This is a genomic window from Thermococcus paralvinellae (assembly GCF_000517445.1).
In the GTDB taxonomy this organism is placed as follows: domain Archaea; phylum Methanobacteriota_B; class Thermococci; order Thermococcales; family Thermococcaceae; genus Thermococcus_B; species Thermococcus_B paralvinellae.
Window position 1 is genome coordinate 1,566,357 of the sequence record NZ_CP006965.1, and the last position, 21,584, is coordinate 1,587,940.

The following is a 21,584-nucleotide window of genomic DNA, read 5'->3' on the forward strand; positions in this document are numbered from 1 at the left end:
CAGTGATATAATCTTAGTAGGGTGTTCTATATGTATAAGATTTTCGGCTTTAAAAATGATAAATATCTTGGCAAAGTCGCAGAAGTGGAATTCAGCATGCTCAAGAGAGGAAGCTATGCCTATCTCCTGGGAAATTTCAACGCATTTAATGAGGGAAGCTTTCGCATGAGAGAAAAAGGTGACAGATGGAGTATAAAAATTGAGCTTCCAGAAGGAGTTTGGTACTATGCTTTCTCCATTGATGGAGACCTTATGTTAGATCCAGAGAACCGTGAAAAGACCACATATAAGAGGCATTCATATAAATTTAGGCGGACTGTTAATGTTGCTAAAATCTTCTCAGGAGAGGAATTTTACCATTACCCCTCTTTGATTTATGCATATTCTTTGGGAGACTTAGCTTATATTCGCTTTAGAGCCATAAAAGGAACTGTCAAAAAGGTATTTTTAATCTCAGATCAAAAATATGAAATGAGAAAAAAAGCACGAGATGACCTCTTTGAGTATTTTGAAGCAGTTTTGCCCAAAAAAGAAGAACTTGAATATTATTTCGAAATCCATACAGCAGATGAGATTATCAATTATGGAGACTTTAAGGTAGATTTTAACGAGCAAAAAGAGATGTTTAAACCACCCACTTGGATTTTTGAGAGAATCTTTTATCAAATAATGCCCGACCGCTTTGCCAATGGGAATCCAGAAAACGATCCACACGATTGTATTGAGCTTGGTATTAGTCATCACGGCGGTGATCTTGAGGGGATCATAGAAAAGCTTGACTACATTGAGGAACTCGGAGTTAATGCTCTTTATCTAACACCAATCTTTGAGTCCATGACATATCACGGCTATGATATCATTGACTATTTCCATGTTGCTAAGAAGTTTGGAGGAGACAAGGCACTTAAGCAACTGGTTAATGAGTTGAAAAAGAGAGATATCAAGTTGATCCTCGATGGGGTCTTTCACCATACAAGCTTTTTCCATCCCTACTTCCAAGATATTCTTAAAAAAGGAAAAGAAAGCAAGTACAGGAACTTCTATCGCATCTTTGGCTTCCCTGTAATTTCCAAGGAATTTTCAAAGCTTTTACACTCCAATGAACCTTGGATTGAAAAGTACCAAAAACTTAGGAAACTTAAATGGAACTATGAAAGCTTCTTCTCAGTCTGGTTAATGCCTCGTTTAAATCACGAAAATCCAGAGGTTAAAGAGTTTATACGCACCGTGATGAAATACTGGCTTGAGAGAGGAGCAGATGGATGGAGACTAGATGTCGCTCACGGCGTTCCACCCGATGTCTGGCGAGAGATTAGGAAAGATATCCCAGATGATGCATATCTTTTAGGAGAGGTCATGGATGATGCTCGTTTATGGCTCTTTGACAAATTCCATGGAACAATGAACTATCCATTGTATGAGGCTCTTTTGAGGTTCTTCGTTTACAATGAAATTACTGCCGAAGAATTTCTCAACTGGCTTGAGCTTTTGAGTGTTTATTATGGACCGGCAGAATATACCATGTACAACTTCCTTGACAATCATGACGTGGAGCGTTTTTTGGGACTCGTTAGAGATAAGAGAAAATATCTCTGTGCTCTAACATTTCTAATGACTTACAAAGGAATCCCAGCCATATACTACGGCGATGAAGTTGGATTAGAAAACATGGATGTTCCCTCTATGGAATGCTCGAGAGTTCCAATGGAGTGGAATGAAAAGAAATGGGACAAAGAAATCCTTAAGATCACAAAAGAACTAATAGATCTGAGGAGGAGAAGCAAAGCTCTACAAAGAGGAACATTTGTTCCAATATTTTTTGAGGATAAGCTCCTCATATACGAGAGAGTTTCTAAAGGAGAGAGGATACTGATTGGAATTAATTACTCAGAAAAGGAAGCAAAAATTAAGTTGCCAGAAAAGGTCAAGATTCTTCTAGGTCAACTTCATGGGGAAAGATTACCTCCTTTCTCATTCTTCATTTCTTCGTTATGATTTCTGATGAACTTCTTTGAGCAAGATGTATAAAAGGAACACTCATGGACAAAATCGTAAGGTATATATATCACTGGCGATGATACTTTCATGACAACAACTAATGCAAGGTGAACCCCTATGAAGAAAAGTTTGTTGGCACTATTTTTGATTGGTGTTTTGGCATTTAGCGTAGTCGCTAGCGGTTGTATCGGCGGAGAAAAGACAACAACCCCAACTGCAACTCAAACAACTTCTTCTCCAAGTCCCACAGAGACAACAACCTCATCTCCCACGACTACAACAACCACTACAACAACATCTACTGAAACCGAAAAGGTTCCAAGTGGAAAAGTCGTGATATGGCACGCCATGCAACCAAATGAACTACAAGTCTTTGAGTCAATAATTGAGGAATTCATGGCTGAGTATCCAAGCATCGAGATAGTTCTTGAGCAGAAGCCAAACCTCGAAGATGCTCTTAAGGCAGCAATTCCAGCTGGCCAAGGTCCAGACTTATTCATCTGGGCTCATGACTGGATTGGAAAGTTTGCCGAGGCTGGTTTACTTGAGCCAATTGATGAGTACGTAACCCCAGATATCCTTGACAAATTCAGCGGAATGGCAAAGGGAGCAATTGACTATGGTGGACACTACTATGCAATGCCATTCGCAGCTGAAACAGTTGCAATCATATACAATAAGAATATGATCAGCGAGCCACCAAAGACATTTGACGAGATGAAGGCAATCATGGAGAAATACTACAAGCCAAACGAGGAGAAATACGGAATTGCATATCCAATCAATGCCTACTTCATCTCAGCTTGGGCTCATGCATTTGGAGGCTACTACTTCGATGACAAGACAAAGAAACCAGGATTAGACAAACCAGAGACAATCAAGGGATTTGAGTTCTTCTTCAAAGAAATCTTCCCATACATGGCACCAACAGGCGACTACAACACCCAGCAGGCTATATTCCTTGAGGGAAGAGCTCCAATGATGGTCAACGGTCCATGGAGCATTGGAAGCGTTAAAGATGCTGGGATTGACTTTGGTGTTGCTCCATTGCCACCAATAATTGAAGACGGAAAGAAGTACTATCCAAGGCCATACGGTGGAGTTAAGCTCATTTACTTTGCAAAAGGTGTAAAGAATAAGGATGCAGCATGGTTCTTTGTCAAGTGGTTCACAACAAATCCAAAAGTCGCCAAAACCTTAGCAAAAGAACTCGGTTACATCCCAGTCCTTAAGGAAGTTCTGAACGACCCAGAGATACAGAACGATCCAGTATTGTACGGATTTGGTAGGGCCGTTGAATACGCAATCCCAATGCCAAAGAGTCCAGAAATGGGAAGCGTCTGGGGACCAGTTGACACTGCAATTACAGAGATTCTCAAAGATCCACAAAACGCTGATATAGCTGCAATACTGAAGGCCCAAAATGAAGAGATACTGAAAGCAATTAGCGGAGGCTGATACTTTTCTTTTCCCTTTTGATTTTCAAGAGGTGAAAGGGATGAAAAAGACAACATTGGTTGCACTGTTCTTAATTCTTCCCGGAATAGTTGCATTTTTGACTTTCAATTTATGGCCAATAGTTTATTCAATTTACATAGCATTTACAAATGCACAGCTAGGAAACTTCCCAATTGAATCAACAAAGCAACTGCAATTTGTCGGACTCGAAAATTTTAAATGGGCGTTGAGCGATGAAAAATTTAGAAGAGCTTTTCTATGGACTTGGATATTTGTGCTGACAAGCGTGACTTTGAAGGTATTTTCCGGAATATTCTTGAGTATTCTATACAACAATAAGTACGTAAAAGGTAAACTTTTGTATAGATCTCTACTTATAATTCCCTGGGCATTACCTTTGCTGTTTTCAATCACAGTTTGGAGATTCATGTTTGACCCCGTTTTTGGTCCGATAAATATTGTCCTCAAATCACTTGGAGTTTCAACTCCACCGAACTGGATTAATGACCCTCTTTGGGGATTTATTGCGCTTAACGTAATCGAAGTGTGGTTGGCTTATCCATTTATGATGACCGTAATCACAGCAGCACTGCAATCAGTTCCAGACACTCTAATTGAAGCCGCAATAATTGATGGAGCAACATACTGGCAGCGTTTGAGGCATGTTGTAATCCCAATAGTTAGCAAACCCATAGCATTCGCCACAATTCTGACATCAGCAGCAAGCTTTCAGTATTTTATGGTGCCGTATCTGTACAACGCTGGACTCTTTGAGGACAAGTTCATCTTGCTGTACGGTTTCAGAAGGGCTTTCGGAGCTTCACCACATTACGGAAGGGCAGCGGCGATAATGGTGATTGCGACCCTTGTCTTGGCAGTTTACATGTACATCAACGTCAAGATAACAAAGCTCCAGGAGGGTGCTAAAGGATGAGGATTGAGTTGCCAAGAAGAAAAGGTGAGATTGTCAAAGCATTTGTCGTTACTCTCTTGGCAGTCCTCATAATGTTCATTATCCTTTTCCCAGTCTACTACATCTTTACAGTCTCCATTAAGCCAGTATCAACTCTAGCAACAACAGAGTTGACCTTAATTCCGAGGAATATAACCGCCGAGGCCTATAAAGAGGTTTTATTTGGATTTGAAGGGAGCAAAATATCAGCAAACTTTACTGGAAGCATTGAAGGATTAGGGAGACTTGATGGGGATACACTGTACGTAACAGACGGAAAAATAACGGGAGTCGTAAAAGCGGGACCATTTACAGCGCTGAGGTTCGAGATTCCATTTAAAGAAGTGAGGTTCAAAGTTGACCAAAGCGGCTCAAAAGAGGGGCAATTTACTGGGGAAATATCCGGAGCTTTCCGTCTGACGAGAATCAACAAAGATGGTTCAATTGGTTTCGCAGTTGTGAAGAACGTTGAGCTGAAAAAAGGAGAACTCGATGGAATTACAATGAGCGGGGTCATGGAGAAGTACATAGTTGCAAGAAATATTGGAAGTATAGAGGTAACAGCAGTTGGAAAGTTTGTAAACTCAATATTCTTTGCACATCTTAAGAACAGCCTCTTTATAGCAGGTTTAACGGTGATACTGACGCTAATCTTTGTGATTCCAGCAGCATATGCATTTTCAAGATTGAAGTTCTTTGGAAGAGATCACATCTTATACTTCTACCTCATGTTCACACAGGTAGCAGGTGGTCTTGGAATAGCAGGATTAATAGCATTGTATGGTATGATTGTCAAGCTTGGACTATATGACAAACTGCCAGTGCTATCCCTAATCTACGCCGCTGGAAGTGTTCCATTCAATACTTGGCTTCTTAAGGGATACATAGACTCAATTTCACCTGACTTTGATGAAGCAGCACTAGTTGATGGAGCAAGCTATTTGCAGATCATCAGATATGTCTTGCTACCAATGGCTCTCCCAGGAATAGCAACCGTTGCAATATTCGCCTTCATTGGGGGATGGACAGAGTTCATTCTCGCTAATCTACTGCTTACAGAAGCAAATCAGCCTCTATCAGTTTGGATATACCTCCTTATGGGTGGAATAGGAAGAGGAATCGACTGGAACTATTTTGCAGCTGCAGCACTGCTGTTTGCTCTACCTGTATTCATAATGTTCATGCTTGCCCAAAATTATGTTAGAAGTGGTTTAACAGTTGGAGGATTGAAGGAATGAGGTGAACGAAATGAGGAAGTTGCTTTCTCTATTTGCAATTTTTTTAATTCTCTTCAGCACTTTAGCAGTTCCAGCAAGAGCTGAAGAACCAAAGCCGTTGAATGTCATAATTGTATGGCATCAACATCAGCCATATTATTATGATCCAATCCAAGATGTATATACAAGGCCATGGGTTAGACTTCATGCGGCAAACAACTATTGGAAGATGGCATATTATCTAAGCAAATATCCCGAAGTACATGCCACAATTGATTTATCCGGTTCTTTGATTGCTCAGTTAGCAGACTACATGAACGGCAAGAAGGACACATATCAGATAATCACTGAAAAAATAGCAAATGGAGAACCTCTGACAGTTGACGACAAGTGGTTCATGCTCCAAGCTCCGGGAGGATTCTTTGACCACACAATTCCATGGAACGGAGAGCCAGTTACAGACAAGAATGGAAACCCAATAAGGAGCTTCTGGAAGCGCTATACCGAGCTTAAAGACAAAAGGAACAAAGCATTCGCCATGTATGGGGGGTTACCATTAGAGGAGCGGAAGAAAAAGATTACTGCTGAATTTACAGAGCAAGATTACATTGACTTGGCAGTTCTCTTCAACTTGGCTTGGATTGACTACAACTACATAATGATGCACGATGACCTAAAAGCAATCTACGAAAAGAGAAACACTGGTGGATATACAAGGGATGACGTCAAAACAGTTTTGCAACACCAGATGTGGCTTCTCAACCACACATTTGAGGAGCACGAAAAGATAAACCTCCTTTTGGGCAATGGAAATGTTGAGGTTACAGTAGTTCCATACGCTCACCCAATTGGTCCAATTCTGAATGATTTTGGCTGGGAGAGAGACTTTGATGCCCACGTCAAGAAAGCTAATGAGCTGTATAAGGAGTACTTGGGTGGAGGAAAAGTTGAGCCAAAGGGTGGATGGGCAGCTGAGAGTGCTTTAAACGATAAAACACTTGAGATTTTGGCAGAAAACGGCTGGCAGTGGGTCATGACAGACCAACTCGTTCTTGAAAGGATGGGAATTCCATACAGCATTGAGAACTACTACAAACCTTGGGTTGCTGAATTCAATGGAAAGAAGATTTATCTCTTCCCAAGAAACCACGACTTAAGCGACAGGGTTGGTTTCAGATACAGCGGAATGAACCAGTATGATGCTGTTGAAGACTTCGTCAACGAGCTCTTGAAGATCCAGAAGCAGAACTATGATGGAAGCTTGGTTTACGTCATAACACTTGACGGAGAAAACCCATGGGAGCATTACCCATATGACGGAAAGATTTTCCTTGAGCAGCTTTACAAGAGGCTTACTGAGCTGCAAGAGCAAGGGTTGATTAGAACGCTGACGCCGAGCGAATACATACAGCTCTATGGAGATAAAGCAAACAAACTCACTCCAAAGGAGTTTGAACGCTTAGATTTGTCAACAGAGGACAAAGTGAAGAAGCTCCTCGAGGCAAAGAGCCTAAATGAACTCTATGACATGGTCGGCGTTAAGGAGCCACAGCAGTGGATTGAATCAAGCTGGGTTGATGGAACACTTTCAACATGGATAGGCGAGCCTCAGGAGAATATAGGATGGTACTGGCTCTATTTAGCGAGAAAAGCCCTATTTGAAAACAAAGACAAGATGTCCCAAGAGGAGTGGAACAAAGCCTATGAGTACTTGCTGAGAGCTGAAGCGAGCGATTGGTTCTGGTGGTATGGAAGCGATCAGTTTGTAAGTGGTGAAGAAGCCTTTGACAGATATCTGAAAATTTATCTCTACGAAATGTATAAATTCGCAAAAATCGAACCCCCAAGCTACCTCTACGGAAACTACTTCCCAGATGGACAACCATACAGAGTTAGGGCTATAGAGGGACTTGGAGAAGGGGAAAAGAAGAGCTACACAAGCCAGTCAACAATGGCTGGAGGAGTTGAGATTTATTTCGATGGCGAAGGAATGCACTTCATAGTAAAGAACGCTCCAGAGCAGTTTGAAATCAGCATTTATGAGAAAGATAAAATATTTGGAAATACATTCACACTGCTCCAAGAAAAGCCAAAGGAGTTCAGATACGAGCTATTCCCATACAATAAAGACAGCATTGGAATCATGATCACCAAGCACGTTGTGTATAAAGATGGAAAGGCTGAAATTTATGAAGCCAAGGACTACGAGACGAGTGAGAAGATTGGAGAAGCTACTGTAAAGGTTGAGAACGGCAATGTTGAGATAATTGTACCATTTGATTACATTGAGAGCCCAGACGACTTCTACTTCGCAGTATCAACTGTAAAAGACGGGGAGCTTGAGACAATAACACTTCCAATCGAGCTGAAGCTCCCAATGGAAGTTAAGGGAGTTCCAATCATTGACATGGTTGATGTTGAAGGAGATGACCATGGACCAGGAACTTACACATATGCGACAAATAAAGTATTCGTTCCTCATCACTTAGACTTGCTCAGATTCAGAATGCTTGAACAAACGGATGCATATGTTATGGAATTTTACTTTAAGGAACTTGGGGATAATCCATGGAACGGGCCAAATGGATTTAGCCTACAGATAATTGAAGTTTACTTTGACTTTAAAGAAGGAGGAAACACATCAGCAATCAAAATGTTCCCAGACGGACCAGGAAGCAACGTACAGCTCGATCCAGAACATCCATGGGACGTTGCCTTCAGAATAGCCGGATGGGATTATGGAAACTTAATTGTCCTCCCAGACGGAACTGCAATCCAAGGAGAGCTTCAAATTTCAGCTGACCCAGTTAAGAACGCAATAATTGTGAGAGTACCTAAGAAGTACATACAAATCAACGAGGATTACGGACTTTACGGTGCTGTATTAGTTGGTTCTCAAGATGGATATGGTCCAGATAAGTGGAGACCTGTTGCTGTCGAAGCTGAAGAGTGGAAAGGCGGTGGAGCGGAACCTGATGCGGTAATAAACAACGTTGCACCAAGAGTTTACGATTTACTCGCCCCACCAGGATACAAGCCGACACAAGAAGAAATGCTCAGCAGCTATGACGCAAAGAACATCAAGCTCGCCACAGTTAAGATGCTCCCAATGCTCAAGACCGGAATAGTCATCAAAGACCCAGAAGGCGATGATCATGGTCCAGGAACATATACCTACGCCCTGAACAAAGTGTTCGTTCCACACCACTTAGACCTCCTCAAGTTCAAGATGACGGAAGAGAATGACTACTGGAAGCTTGAGTTCTATTTCAAGGAGCTTGGGGATAATCCATGGAACGGACCAAATGGATTCAGCTTGCAAATCATTGAAGTCTACTTCGACTTTAAAGAAGGAGGAAACACATCAGCAATCAAAATGTTCCCAGACGGACCAGGAAGCAACGTACAGCTCGATCCAGAACATCCATGGGACGTTGCACTGAGGATTGCCGGCTGGGACTATGGAAATATCATCGTTGTGCCCGGAGAGAAGCCAATTCAAGGAGAAATGAAGATATCAGCAGATCCGACGAGAAATACAATTATTGTTGAACTGCCTAAGAAGTATCTCCAGATTAATGAAGAGTACGGACTCTATGGAGCCGTGCTTGTAGGCTCTCAGGACGGCTATGGTCCAGACAAATGGAGGCCAGTTGCTGTCCAAGCTGAAGAGTGGAAAGGCGGTGGAGCAGAGCCAGAAGCAGTAATAAACAACGTTGCCCCAAGAGTTTATGATCTCCTAGTTCCAGAAGGATTCAAACCAACACAAGAAGAGATGCTTAGTAGCTATGACGCAAAAGCTGGAAAGAGAGCTGTTGTTCTCATGATTCCGATAATAGAGGGAGCCAAAGCAGAAGAAAAGCCAACACCAACTGAAACAGAAACAACCACCAAAGAAACTACCACCACAACACAAACCACAACTATAAAGGAAACAACCACAACTACAACAACAAGCACTCCAAGTGAAACTACAGCTACTCCATCAAGTCCAAGTGAAACTTCACCAACTGAAACTGGAATCTGTGGACCAGCACTAATTATCGGACTTGCATTATTACCAGTGTTGCTGAGGAAAAGAAAATGATATTCCCCCTTCTCTATATTTTTAATGAAGTTTTAGTTTTATATCAAAACTTATTTATACCATGAAATCCTGATGTTTACTAAAAGTAAACACAAATTGAGGTGGACTTGATGGCAGAGGTCAAGTTGATAAATGTGTGGAAAAAGTTCGGTGAAGTAGTTGCGGTTCAGGATATGAACCTCCACATAAAAGATGGGGAATTTATGATTCTTCTTGGTCCCAGTGGTTGTGGAAAGACTACAACACTCAGAATGATTGCAGGATTAGAAGAACCAACAAAGGGCCAAATATACGTGGGAGACAAATTGGTTGCTGATCCCGAAAAAGGTGTCTTTGTTCCTCCAAAAGATAGGGATATTGCAATGGTCTTTCAGAGCTATGCTCTCTATCCCCACATGACAGTTTATGATAACATAGCCTTCCCTCTCAAGCTCAGAAAAGTTCCAAAACAAGAGATAGACAAAAGAGTAAGAGAAGTTGCAGAAATGCTTGGCTTAACTGAATTGTTAAAGAGAAAGCCGAGAGAACTTTCTGGTGGGCAGAGACAGAGAGTTGCCTTGGGAAGAGCTATTGTGAGAAAGCCACAAGTCTTCCTCATGGATGAGCCTCTATCAAACCTTGATGCAAAGCTTAGGGTAAAGATGAGAGCAGAGTTAAAGAAACTACAAAGACAATTGGGCGTTACTACAATCTATGTTACCCACGATCAGGTTGAAGCAATGACAATGGGTGACAGAATTGCCGTTATAAATCAAGGTGTCTTACAGCAAGTTGGAACACCAGACGAAGTTTACAACAAGCCAGCAAACGTTTTCGTTGGTGGCTTTATTGGCTCACCTGCAATGAACTTCCTTGATGCTTCAATTGTTGAAGATGAAAAAGGAGTTTGGGTTGACTTTGGTGAGTTTAGACTTAAGCTTCTCGAAGATCAGGCAGAGGTTCTAAAGGAACTCAATTACATTGGCAAGGAAGTTATTTTTGGTATAAGACCAGAAGACATCTATGACGCAATATTTGCACAAGTCAAAATCCCAGGAGAAAACATGGTCAAAGCTGTTGTAGATATAGTAGAAAACCTGGGCAGTGAAAGGATTGTCCACTTAAGGGTGGGGGATCTAACTTTTGTCGGGGCATTCCATGCTGAATCAATGGTAAAAGAAGGTCAGAAAGTCGATGTGGTCTTTGATATGAGAAAAGTACATATCTTTGATAAAAAGACTGAGAAAGCAATTTTCTAAAGATTTTTAAGCTCTTTTTCTTTTCCCTTTATCATGCATGAAAAACTTGCAGAATATCTTTCACAAAAAATTAAGAAAGGAAGAATCATTGAAATCGGAGTTGGCTTTAATTTTAAAACTGCATTAAAGTTAAAAGAGTTGGGCTTTGATATTCTCGTTGTAGACTGGAATCCAAAAGCTGTTGAAAGAGCAAAAGAATTGAAATTAAACGCTGTTATTGATAACATCTTTAATCCTCAACTTGAAATTTATAATGGCGCAAGTGCAATTTATTCTATTCGACCGACACCGGAGATGATGCCATATCTTCTGAAGCTTGCCCGAATCATTAAAGCCCCCCTCTACATAGTTCCATTCTCAACAGATGCCGTGCCAAAAGGTATGAAACTCGAAAATTACAAGGGACTAGTAATTTACAAGTTGAAAGCTAAAGATATATAAAGTAAAGCCATACATTAACTTGGTGGTGTTATGAAGCTCTTTGGAACAGCAGGAATTAGAGGTCCTATTGATTCTAAGGTAACCCCAGAATTAGCGCTGAAGGTTGGAAAAGCCTTAGGAACGTACATTAATTCTGGAAAGGTTACCGTTGCAAGGGATGCGAGGACTTCAAGCATTATGCTTGAAGCTGCCCTAATAAGCGGGCTGTTGAGTACGGGAAGTGATGTCATAGAGCTTGGGTTGATACCGACCCCGATGCTCGCATGGGCTACCAACAAGCTGAGTGATGCAGGAGTTATGATAACCGCCTCCCACAACCCACCAACGGACAACGGAATCAAGGTGTTTAATGAGAACGGCATTGAATTTTATCTTGAGCAGGAGGAAGAGCTCGAAAAGATAATCTTTTCTCAAAGCTATAAAAAGGCAAATTGGGACGAAATAGGGAAAGTTGAAAGACGTGACTTAAAGAATGAGTACATCAATGCAGTCTTAGACTTCGTAAATCATGAAACAAGTCTCAGGATTTTATATGATGGAGCAAACGGCGCCGGTAGTGTGATAGCCCCATATCTCCTCAGAGAGATGGGCGCAAAAGTGATTTCGATTAATGCTCATTTGGATGGACACTTTCCAGGTAGGAAACCAGAGCCAAGATATGAAAATATAGCATACCTCAGGGATCTTGTTAGAGAACTGGGAGTAGATTTAGCAATAGCCCAAGATGGTGACGCTGATAGGATAGCGGTTTTTGACGAAAAGGGCAACTATATTCCCGAGGACACCTTAATTGCTCTTTTCGCAAAGCTTTATGTAAAAGAGAACAATGGGGGGATTGTTGTTACCTCTATAAATACTAGCTTCAGAATTGACAAAGTTGTTCAAGATGCAGGTGGAAAAGTCTATCGTGTACCTTTAGGCCAGCTCCACGATGGCATAAAGAAGTACCATGCAATTTTTGCTGCCGAGCCTTGGAAGTTCATTCATCCAAGATTTGGAATGTGGATTGACAGTTTTGTAACAATGGGGCTTTTAATTAAACTTATTGACGAAGAAGGAAAGCCACTATCTGAGATCGTTAAAGAGATACCTCAATATCCGCTCATAAAGAAAAACGTCAAATGTCCAGATGAACTGAAGCCAAAAGTTATGGAAATTGCAAAAAATGAGCTCGAGGAAAAGCTGAAGAATGAAATTAAAGAAGTTCTCACAATTTCTGGAATAAGGCTCAACCTCAACGACGGCTCATGGGTTTTAGTAAGACCTTCAGGAACAGAGCCAAAGATTAGAGTTGTTGTGGAGGGACAAACAGAAAAGAGAATGAAAGAACTATTTGAACTAGCATATGGTATAGTTTCAAAGGCCGTCGAAAGTCTTAAATCCACCTAGCCGGTCTCAATGTTTTCAATCTTATTTCTTTTCCAATTGTGACTCTGAAGCCTTCTTTTGCAACCAAAGTTTTTACCCCAGTAACATTTTCAATAAATTTTGCCTCCTTGTATGGGTTAGCAAAGTGCATCTTCATGCCTATGTGATTCATAATCAGCAATTCAGGCTTTTCTTTCATTTCCTTCAGCATATAAACTACATCTTCAGTGCATAAATGGTATGGGATTCTCATGTCCTTTGGTCGGGTTATAGCCGCTATCATGACTCTTGTTCCTTCATGCCATTCTTTCAGCTCATCAAAATACTGAGTATCTGGAATGTAAGAGATGTCCCCATACTTAGTCTTAAGCCGAAAACCAATAGTCGTGGGGTCTGCATGCACTGCTGGTGTTATTATCATTTCCTCATCTCCAAGAATGAACTTATCTCCGGGATTAGGGGTATGGATTTCTTCTAAAGAATCAAGATGATACTTTGAAACTGCGGGTGTGTGATTTTCATCTCCATGAACAACGCTTTTAGATGCTATTAGAATCCCCCTTTTTTTCGTAACGCCCATAGTTATGCCCTCAAGCATAACTTCCACGTCATTGCAATGATCAGTGTGCCTGTGAGAGACAAAGAGAACATCAATACGTCTTGGATCAATTTTGTATCGCCACGCTCTTACAAGTGCTCCCGGTCCAGGATCGACATAAATTTTCTTGCTTGCTTTTATGAAGAATCCTCCTGTAGAACGAGTCTGTGTTATTGTTATGAATCTGCCTCCCCCGCTGCCTAGAAATGTTATCTCTATCATGCTCTTACCTCCAATTCTTTTTTCAGATGTTAAAATTTTACACACAGCAGTATATAAGGCATTTGGCTAACAGAATTTTACTAACCTAACCAAAAATGGTTTAAGAGATCAAGGATAAGTCATGGTGGTGAGGTTTATGGAAGAGATCATCAAAAAAGTTTCTAAAGAAGTTGAAAAATTTAGAGATAATATGATTCAAACGTTAGTTGAACTTATCAAAATCCCAGCAATAAGCCCCGATTACGGATATGAGGGAGAATACGATAAGGCGGAAAAGCTTTTGGAGATTATAAATGACTGGGGCTTTGATAAGATTGAGCGTTATGATGCCCCAGATAAGAGGGCTAAAAACGGTGTGAGGCCGAACATTTTAGCTTATTACTATGGAGAAAAAGGGGAAGAAAGTCCACGCTTGTGGATTCTAACTCACCTAGATGTAGTTCCGCCCGGAGATTTAAGCAAATGGACTGTAACGGAACCTTTTAAGCCAATTATTAAAGAGGGGAAAATCTACGGAAGAGGCAGCGAGGACAATGGGCAAAGCTTGGTAGCATCACTGTATGCAGTGAAGGCATTAATGAATCTCGGCATAAGGCCAAAAAGGACAGTAATCCTCGCATTTGTAAGTGACGAGGAAACTGGTAGTGACTATGGAATAAAATGGCTCATGAAGAACCATCCAGGACTTTTCAGAAAAGACGACCTTGTATTGGTTCCAGACGGCGGAAACGAAGAAGGAACATTCATTGAAATAGCAGAAAAGAGCATACTTTGGATAAAGATTAAGTTTAAAGGAAAGCAAGTTCACGCGAGCATGCCAGATAAAGGGCTCAATGCTCACCGTGTTGCTTTAGAATATGGGTACAAGCTGGACAAACTTCTCCATGAGAAATATGATGCAAAGGATGAAATTTTTGACCCACCTGAGAGCACTTTTGAACCAACAATGGGCGGAAATCCATCCGATGCTCCAAACATAGCTCCAGGAGAGCATGAGATAGTATTTGATTGTAGGGTTCTGCCAAAATACAAACTTGACGATATTCTAAACGATGCAAAAGAACTCGCAAAAGAAATGGAAGAAAAGTACAGAGGAGCAAAAATTGAGATTGAAGTGATGCAGAGGGTTGATGCTCCAGAACCAACTCCAAAAGACAGTGAAATAGTAAAACTCCTCCAGAATGCAATTAAGATTTTGAGAAACAAAGAAGCTAAAGTTGGAGGAATTGGCGGAGGAACTTTTGCAGCTTACTTCAGAATGCTTGGAATTCCAGCAGTTGTGTGGTGCACATGTGATGAAACTGCTCACCAACCAAACGAGTATGCAAGAATAGACAACATGGTAGAGGATGCAAAAGTCATGGCGATTTTAGCCCTTTTATGATTTCCCCTTTTAGATATCATTTCATCGATTGATAAAGCAGTACACACATTAATAACAAGGCATAACTTTTGATGAATCTGAAACAAAATTTTTATGCAAACTCATGAAATAAAAAGCATGAGAATGATAGGGCTAAAAATAGAGGATGCTCTGAAAATGTTCCCTGAGCTTCAAAAATACATAAAAAATGGCAAGCTTGATTTTGGCAACAGAAAAGCAAGGATTTTATACAATAAGGCTGTTGCAAAAGCTGTTTTTGACATTGAGGTGGAGTATCATCCAAGGGGCCTAATAACTCCTCCGATTTCACGATACATTTTTCTAAAGACATTTTTGCGAGGTGGAGAAAAAGTCCTCGAAATTGGGACAGGTCATTCTGCGTTGATGGCGATTATGGCAGCTAAGTTGCTTAACTGCGAAGTTTGGGCTACAGAGATTAATGAAGAATTTTTTGAGTATGCAAAAAGGAATATTAAGCGCAACAAAGTTCAAGTTAAGCTCATAAAAAGCAAAGGAGAAATCATAAAAGGCTTAATTCCAGAGGAAGAAGAATTTGATGTTATATTCTCAGCTCCTCCTTATTATGAGAAACCCACAAAGGGAGTTTTAACCCCTATTGAAGCCGTTGGTGGAGGAAAATATGGAGAGGAGTTTTCAATAAAGCTGTTAAATGAAGCCAGAGAATACTTGAAGCCTCTCGGAAAAGTTGCCCTCTTTTTACCAGATAAGAAACCTCTGCTGAAGGTTATAACAGAAAAAGCTGAAGAACTTGGATATACAGTCAAAGACATAAAATTTAAAGCAGGGACAAGAGTTAGACACTCTTTAATTTTCACTCTATAGCGTCAGACCGTGGGCGTATCTTCATTGCAGTGCTCAGAGGAGGTGCTTTCTCTTCATTCGCTAAAGAAAGTACGATCCTTTAATTTATAAGGTTAAGTCTCTGTATGAAGTACCATTATCAACATAAGATACTAGCTATAAAACATCTAATGAAATGCAGAAAGAGAAAAACAAATCATCACTTCATATCCTCAACATATAAGAACAGACATTTAAGATATTCAGTATCCTTTGAAGCCATCAGTATTGGATGATCTGGAGCTTGTGTTCTGTAGGGTTCAAGCATCTTGAGGAATTTGCCAGCTTTTGCTGCAGCCGCAATTATCATATCCTTAAACGCCTGCAAATCAACATGCTGGGAGCATGAGCAAGTTACTAAGATTCCCCCATCCTTTACAAGCTTAAGTCCTTGATAGTTCACATTGAAATAAGCTCTTAATCCTCTCTTTAAGTCCTTCTCATGCTGGACGAATGCAGGAGGATCGAGGATTACTATATCAAACTTTTCTCCTTTCTTCTGGAGCTTTTCCATTTCAGGAAATGCTGAACCCACTATGAACTCCATCTTGTCCTCAACACCATTGAGCTTTGCATTCTCCTTTGCCATCTCTATCGCTTTTGGAGATTTGTCAATGGCTATCACTTTTTCAGCTCCAGCAACTGCAGCATGGATTGCAAAGCCCCCCGTGTAAGTGAAAACATCAAGAACCTTTTCACCGCCTTTAATGTATTTTTCAAGAGCTATTCTGTTTTCTCTCTGGTCGAGGAAAAATCCAGTCTTTTGTCCACGCATGTCAACTATGAATTTAGCCCTCCCCTCTTCAATTATCGTTCTATATTTTTCTTTACCAAGCAATACACGCTCAATCTCTGGTAATCCTTCCCTTCTCCTTGATCTCCCCGTATTCTTTTCAAAAACGGTCTCTATTTCTGGCTCAACTTCCATTATCGCTTCAGCAACGTCAAGCTTAAATCGCTCCATACCAGCGCTTGAAATTTGGAGGGCGGCTATATCATTGAAGCGATCAACAATTAATCCCGGCAAATAATCTGCCTCACCATAGACCATCCTGTAAACGTTGCCATAACGAAGAACTTTCTTCCTATATTCGTTTGCTTTTCTGATTCTCTCTTTGAAGAGTTCTTTGTTAATTTCCACATCTTTCTCTTTTGTTAGCAAACGAACCATTATATTCGAGTTTGGATTTGCAAACCCTTTACCTAAGAACTTTCCTCCACGAGAATACACCTCAACAATATCTCCTGGTTTTATCTCCCCCTCAGTTCTAATAACCCCCTTTTTGAAAATAATCATCGCACCTTTTTGAAGTGCTCGTGAAGCCTGAGCATCAACATAAACTCTCGCCATTTTCACCACCTACCAAATAGTTAAAGCGATAGATATTTAACTCTTGAGATGAAATTATATAATGGTGAGTTCTATGAACTTAGAAGTTATAAAAGAGTTTCTAGAAGATATTGGAGCAGACTATACAGAAATTGAGGGAGAAATTCACCTCGCCCCAGAGGTGTTCTATGAGGTTTGGAAGTATGTAGGACAACCTGATTTAAAAACATATGTTATTGAGGACGAGATTGTTGAACCCGGTTCTTATGATCCCCCTGAAATGAAATATACAACTGCCAAGAAGGTTAAAATCAAAAAAATCTACTTTGAGACTCTTGACAATGTGAAAATAGTCACAGATTATGCCGAGTTCCAGAGGATTTTGAAGGAAAAATCCGTTTAATTTATCTTCCCACTATTATTTTTACCATTAAAACTCCCATACAGTTTGTTCTTTTTACATTAAACAAGAGTGCAAGGGAGCCTATCAATGATGCTGTTGTTAGAACCAAGATACCAAGAATTCCATCAAAATAAAAAGACAGAACAACGACAAAAGTTATGACTAAAAGATTTAAGAGCCTATAATTTACCTTAAAGAAAACATTGCCAATTATTTTAGCTGTTTTCAGCCCGTAGAGGTTTATAATCAAAGCTGCGGCAATAGTAAGTAGTGTTAAAATTAAAACTTCACGTGAACTCAATAGATAATACCTCCCTTTAATTAAGACCATTATCCCATTCCTTGTCCTCCCTGTTAAGTAGAAATTAAAAAGTGAAAAGAAAAAATTTGAGGTATTCACTGAAAATGCAACAGTTAAAAATGACCTCTCATCCTTCGAAAAGAAGCTTCCGATTAATGCAGCTTGAGAAGAAGTAAACGCTGGAAGGAGTGATGCAAACATTCCTAAAACAGTGCCAAGAAAAGAAAATTTCAGTAAAGAGACATGAGACATTTTAATCATACTATCCCCAATCTCAATATTACCCACACTACTGCGAAGAGAATACATTATTGTGGGAATTCCAAACAAACCGACAAAGATGTGGAAACAAGGCTCATGAAGAGGCAAGTAATCAATTAAAATTCCCAAAATTCCAGAGAGCAAGATAACAGCTAAAGCGAAAATTTTCTTCATACCTTTTTCTGTTAGAATCAAAAAGCAAACCAAAAAGAATACAAAGACTCTGCCAAATTCAGGAACGTACTTGGGTGTTAAGAAGAAATAGATGGGTAAAAGAGGAAGAGCAAAAATTACTGCTAAAAGACTTGCCTTTAGAGAAATATTAATTACTTCAAAAGCTCTCCCCTCAAGAACTAATCTGTGGGCTGGCAAGATATTTAGCGCTGTATCTTCATCAGGAATACCAAGAAATGTCGAAGGTATAGAATCCAAAAATGTGTGAGTTAAGCCCATGATATAAATCAGAATTATGAATCCAAAATCAGATTTACTATTTAATGCATTTAACAGTGATGCCAAAGTGTTGACATGAAGAGCGGGTGTTATTCCAGTTAAGGTTCCAGCTAAGAGCCCAAGCAGGAATTCTCTAAACATACATCCTCCCTCGAATACACTTCAAGAGCGGGTTTCCCTCTATAAGTAGTGTAAACTCCAAAAGCCGTAACTGTTTGATTCTCCTTAAACTCAAGATTTAATGACTTTTTAAGCTTCACCAAAATCCAGCAATCACCATTTGTAATATTCGCCAATCCAAAACCGTTTTTATAGATTTTGACCCAAGAAACGTTTCCTTCAATTTTGATTATTCCTGCTCGTTCTGGACTGCATATTGAATTTTCAAGTTTTTCTCTTGGAAGCTCAACCAAACAGTTTAGGCACACAAGGGAGCTTTCCCTTCTAAGAGCTTCAAATTTTATTATATCCCCAATTCTTGCAGAGAATGAATATAATTTTAGACCAGTACAATTTAAACCCAAACTTCTACCAGATTTGACAACCTGACAACTTCCGTAAGCTATATCACCAACATTTTCTTCTCCAAGAGGTTTCCTTTTGGCTTTCCCAATTAATTTAATATCATCTGGACTGTTTACATAAAGAGTAAGTGTGGAATAAAGCCGTACAATTCCTAAGATTTCCACTTTATCTCCAAGATCCAGATGAAACTTATATGGAAGATAAACCCTAATCTTTTCTTTTCCGTTCCATATCACTGTTGGCGTTCCGTTGTTTATAACTATCCCCTCAACCCTATAAGGAAAACCATCCTTTGGTTCTGTCAAAAAATTCCCTACTTCAAAGCTGAGAACGTAAAATGTATTCCCGTAAAACACACCTTCAGCATTCACTTCAACTCCTTTTTGGATGTTTAAGCATCTGTTAAGCTTCACTTTTTGAGGAATTAGGATGTAGCAGTTGTAATCCATCCAATAAACTCCAGATAAATTGGAAATAAGGAGCTCTTCAGCACTTCCATTTTCAATCTCTAGTGGATATAAAGCTCGCCTCTCTTTGTCAGTTAATTTTCCTTTGATAGCGTAAACTCTGCCCTCTGTTAAATTTCTGTAAATCATGACAGTTTCATACCCATTCGTAAGTATACTAAAATCACCTTTAGAGTAGACACAAAGACCAGTAAAGACTACTGTATCTCCCTTTTGAGCATTTTTAAGGCTTGTATACTCATCATGTCCAATAACATATACAGCACCCAGCATAATTAGAGAAGCCAATATTACTACCATAACATGTGTTTTTTGTTTAACCATGATAATAAGTAAATACATAACTTTAAAAAGTTTTTTCCAATAGTGGTGTTGACAGTAAGATTGGCAGTAACTTGAAGATGATTAACAGTGAGGCCCAATAAAGGTGAATACACAGCATTATTAATAAAGCAGAAAAATCAGAGTTGGAGCTTAATTCCAGACTCCGTTATTTCATAAGGCACCCAAGATAGAACGTGTTTGGTTCTCCTCATTCCATAGACTCTTAGATATCTCCTAAGAGTCATGTTTTCCTCTATTAACCTCATTTCAATTATACCATCAACTATTGCCTTAACCATCATCTCAACATGAGGCTTTTCGATTCCAGAATTCATTTCCAGCAACCAAACTTGCTTATTTCTGTGAGCAAGTTCTTTCAAATCCTCCAAAAATTTGTATATTTGCTTTTTATCTGTTTCAAAGAATATAGGAGTTAGAGAAGATATTACTCCAGTTATCATTGGGGGATTCTTTTCAGACAAAATCTTTAGGGTTACATCTTTTATAGCTTCAATGAGCTGAGTAGTGTCTGTAATGTCAGTGACAACATTTTCATCAAAAGAAAATCTTGGAGTACCCCTTAATCTGGCACTATAAGCATCAAGTACAAAAAAGTTTTCATTAAGATACGGCATAAAGTCCCATCCAAAGTCGAGAGCATTACTCATGAATTCGTATTTTGACACATCTACCAGAATACCAATTGTGGAATATCCCATAGTTAAATGTGTGTGAATAAACTGACTGATAAAAGTTGTTTTCCCCGATTTTGGGTCACCAATCAGCAAAACTACACTTCCCTTAGGGATGCCCCCCATTATAAGATCATCTATTATTCCTGTTGGTACTCTCTCTACACGTCTTTCAATTTCCTCTTCACGCGCTTCAAAGAGATTTTGGATCAAAGTAAGACACCTCTCGAGAAACTAGATTTAATAGATTTCTCCACTTGGGTAAACAACTATTCCATGGTTGGTTATTTCAAAGGGATATTTTCTCATTGAATGTTTCGTTTCACGCATTTTCCTAATGAGAAGATACCGTTTTAGCTCAATATTTTTCTCTTGAAGGTCAAGAATAACAACACCTCTTGCTATGTATTCCTCAATTCCATATCTGCTAATTCTTCCAGCAGTTGGATCAGGAGCTTCAGTTGTTAGAATCGTTGTAACACCCATCTCTAGGAGTATTGTATTTAATTTTAGAAGGACTTCTCTAATTTCTTTCTCTTCCTTAAGCCTAAAAGCTATTGATGGAATAGAGTCAATTACCAATCGTTTTGCGTTTATGTTCTTAACCACTCTATAAACATATCTTAGGAAATGGTCAATATTGAATTTATCCTCAAGGGCAAATCTTTCTTCTGATGGTAAACCCACACTCGAACTAACGCCATCAACAATAGCAATTAGTCCCTGCTCTTCATATTTCTTAAAATCCCATCCAAAAGAACGCATTTCTCTTCTAAGGTCTTTTGCTCTTTCTTCCAGAGTAACAAAAACGCCTGGTTCTCCGTATTCCTCTGCACCTTTGTATATGAACTGTGCTGCAAAAGTAGTTTTACCAGTACCCGTGCCACCTGTTACTAGAACAGTCGTATTTTCGGGAAATCCCCCCTCAATTAACTCGTCAAATCCAGGAATGCCACTTTTAACTCTTTTTACTATATAAGGTTCAGCCATCTTAATCACCTGAT

Annotated in this window: 17 protein-coding genes; 11 read left to right on the forward strand and 6 right to left on the reverse strand. The window is 39.7% G+C overall.

Annotated features, from left to right (window positions below; genetic code table 11):
- Nucleotides 1–30: 30 nt before the first annotated feature.
- The 8 genes from TES1_RS08690 (at nucleotide 31) to glmM (ending at nucleotide 12,780) form a co-directional block, all read left to right on the forward strand.
- Nucleotides 31–1,995 carry an alpha amylase N-terminal ig-like domain-containing protein gene (locus tag TES1_RS08690; RefSeq protein WP_042681972.1) on the forward strand — a complete coding sequence of 655 codons (1,965 nt, stop codon included), beginning with the start codon at nucleotides 31–33 and terminating at the stop codon, nucleotides 1,993–1,995.
- A 120-nt stretch (nucleotides 1,996–2,115) separates the two neighbouring features.
- Entirely contained in the window at nucleotides 2,116–3,456 is a 1,341-nt protein-coding gene (locus TES1_RS08695; protein WP_042681974.1) for an extracellular solute-binding protein, read from the forward strand.
- A 40-nt stretch (nucleotides 3,457–3,496) separates the two neighbouring features.
- The gene (locus TES1_RS08700; RefSeq protein ID WP_042681976.1) at nucleotides 3,497–4,390 is read left to right on the forward strand and encodes a carbohydrate ABC transporter permease; all 894 of its coding nucleotides are present in this window, start codon (nucleotides 3,497–3,499) and stop codon (nucleotides 4,388–4,390) included.
- Nucleotides 4,387–5,646 carry an ABC transporter permease subunit gene (locus TES1_RS08705; protein ID WP_042681978.1) on the forward strand — a complete coding sequence of 420 codons (1,260 nt, stop codon included), beginning with the start codon at nucleotides 4,387–4,389 and terminating at the stop codon, nucleotides 5,644–5,646. Before TES1_RS08700 ends, TES1_RS08705 begins: the two co-directional genes overlap by 4 nt.
- 10 nt (nucleotides 5,647–5,656) lie before the next feature.
- Nucleotides 5,657–9,712 (forward strand): glucodextranase DOMON-like domain-containing protein, encoded by a 4,056-nt coding sequence (locus TES1_RS08710; protein ID WP_042681980.1) that lies wholly within the window; start codon nucleotides 5,657–5,659, stop codon nucleotides 9,710–9,712.
- A gap of 110 nt (nucleotides 9,713–9,822) precedes the next feature.
- Nucleotides 9,823–10,950, forward strand: a complete 1,128-nt coding sequence (locus tag TES1_RS08715; protein WP_042681981.1) for an ABC transporter ATP-binding protein — start codon at nucleotides 9,823–9,825, stop codon at nucleotides 10,948–10,950.
- Nucleotides 10,951–10,983: 33 nt separating this feature from the next.
- Nucleotides 10,984–11,391, forward strand: coding sequence for a UPF0146 family protein (locus tag TES1_RS08720; protein ID WP_042681983.1), 408 nt, complete (start codon nucleotides 10,984–10,986; stop codon nucleotides 11,389–11,391).
- Between the two features lie 30 nt (nucleotides 11,392–11,421).
- Complete coding sequence (gene glmM, locus TES1_RS08725; RefSeq protein ID WP_042681985.1) at nucleotides 11,422–12,780, forward strand: phosphoglucosamine mutase; 1,359 nt, start codon at nucleotides 11,422–11,424, stop codon at nucleotides 12,778–12,780.
- Here glmM and TES1_RS08730 read toward each other — a convergent pair.
- Entirely contained in the window at nucleotides 12,767–13,579 is an 813-nt protein-coding gene (locus tag TES1_RS08730) for an MBL fold metallo-hydrolase (RefSeq protein WP_042681987.1), read from the reverse strand. The two genes, glmM and TES1_RS08730, sit on opposite strands and share 14 nt — an antisense overlap.
- 136 nt (nucleotides 13,580–13,715) lie before the next feature.
- Here TES1_RS08730 and TES1_RS08735 point away from each other — a divergent pair, with 136 nt between their 5' ends.
- Together TES1_RS08735 and TES1_RS08740 are read left to right on the forward strand one after the other, a co-directional pair.
- Nucleotides 13,716–14,963, forward strand: a complete 1,248-nt coding sequence (locus TES1_RS08735) for a M20 family metallo-hydrolase (protein WP_042681989.1) — start codon at nucleotides 13,716–13,718, stop codon at nucleotides 14,961–14,963.
- A 117-nt stretch (nucleotides 14,964–15,080) separates the two neighbouring features.
- Entirely contained in the window at nucleotides 15,081–15,806 is a 726-nt protein-coding gene (locus tag TES1_RS08740) for an RlmF-related methyltransferase (protein ID WP_084340067.1), read from the forward strand.
- 178 nt (nucleotides 15,807–15,984) lie between these two features.
- On the opposite strand, the gene TES1_RS08745 is transcribed toward TES1_RS08740, so the two are convergent.
- Nucleotides 15,985–17,175, reverse strand: coding sequence for a class I SAM-dependent rRNA methyltransferase (locus TES1_RS08745; RefSeq protein ID WP_042681992.1), 1,191 nt, complete (start codon nucleotides 17,173–17,175; stop codon nucleotides 15,985–15,987).
- A 73-nt stretch (nucleotides 17,176–17,248) separates the two neighbouring features.
- Between TES1_RS08745 and TES1_RS08750 the strand changes: the two genes are divergently transcribed.
- Complete coding sequence (locus TES1_RS08750) at nucleotides 17,249–17,557, forward strand: DUF5748 family protein (protein ID WP_042681994.1); 309 nt, start codon at nucleotides 17,249–17,251, stop codon at nucleotides 17,555–17,557.
- Between the two features lies 1 nt (nucleotide 17,558).
- Here TES1_RS08750 and TES1_RS08755 read toward each other — a convergent pair whose 3' ends face one another.
- The 4 genes from TES1_RS08755 to TES1_RS08770 all read right to left on the reverse strand — a co-directional run bounded on the left by TES1_RS08755 (nucleotide 17,559) and on the right by TES1_RS08770 (nucleotide 21,570).
- Nucleotides 17,559–18,713, reverse strand: coding sequence for a tripartite tricarboxylate transporter permease (locus TES1_RS08755; protein ID WP_042681996.1), 1,155 nt, complete (start codon nucleotides 18,711–18,713; stop codon nucleotides 17,559–17,561).
- A complete protein-coding gene (locus tag TES1_RS08760) occupies nucleotides 18,683–19,888 on the reverse strand; it encodes a hypothetical protein (protein ID WP_042681997.1) in 1,206 nt (401 codons plus the stop codon). The genes TES1_RS08755 and TES1_RS08760 overlap by 31 nt, the downstream gene beginning before the upstream one ends.
- Before the next feature lie 137 nt (nucleotides 19,889–20,025).
- Complete coding sequence (locus TES1_RS08765; protein ID WP_084340041.1) at nucleotides 20,026–20,793, reverse strand: RAD55 family ATPase; 768 nt, start codon at nucleotides 20,791–20,793, stop codon at nucleotides 20,026–20,028.
- 27 nt (nucleotides 20,794–20,820) lie between these two features.
- Nucleotides 20,821–21,570 carry an ATPase domain-containing protein gene (locus TES1_RS08770; RefSeq protein WP_042681999.1) on the reverse strand — a complete coding sequence of 250 codons (750 nt, stop codon included), beginning with the start codon at nucleotides 21,568–21,570 and terminating at the stop codon, nucleotides 20,821–20,823.
- Nucleotides 21,571–21,584: the final 14 nt, after the last annotated feature.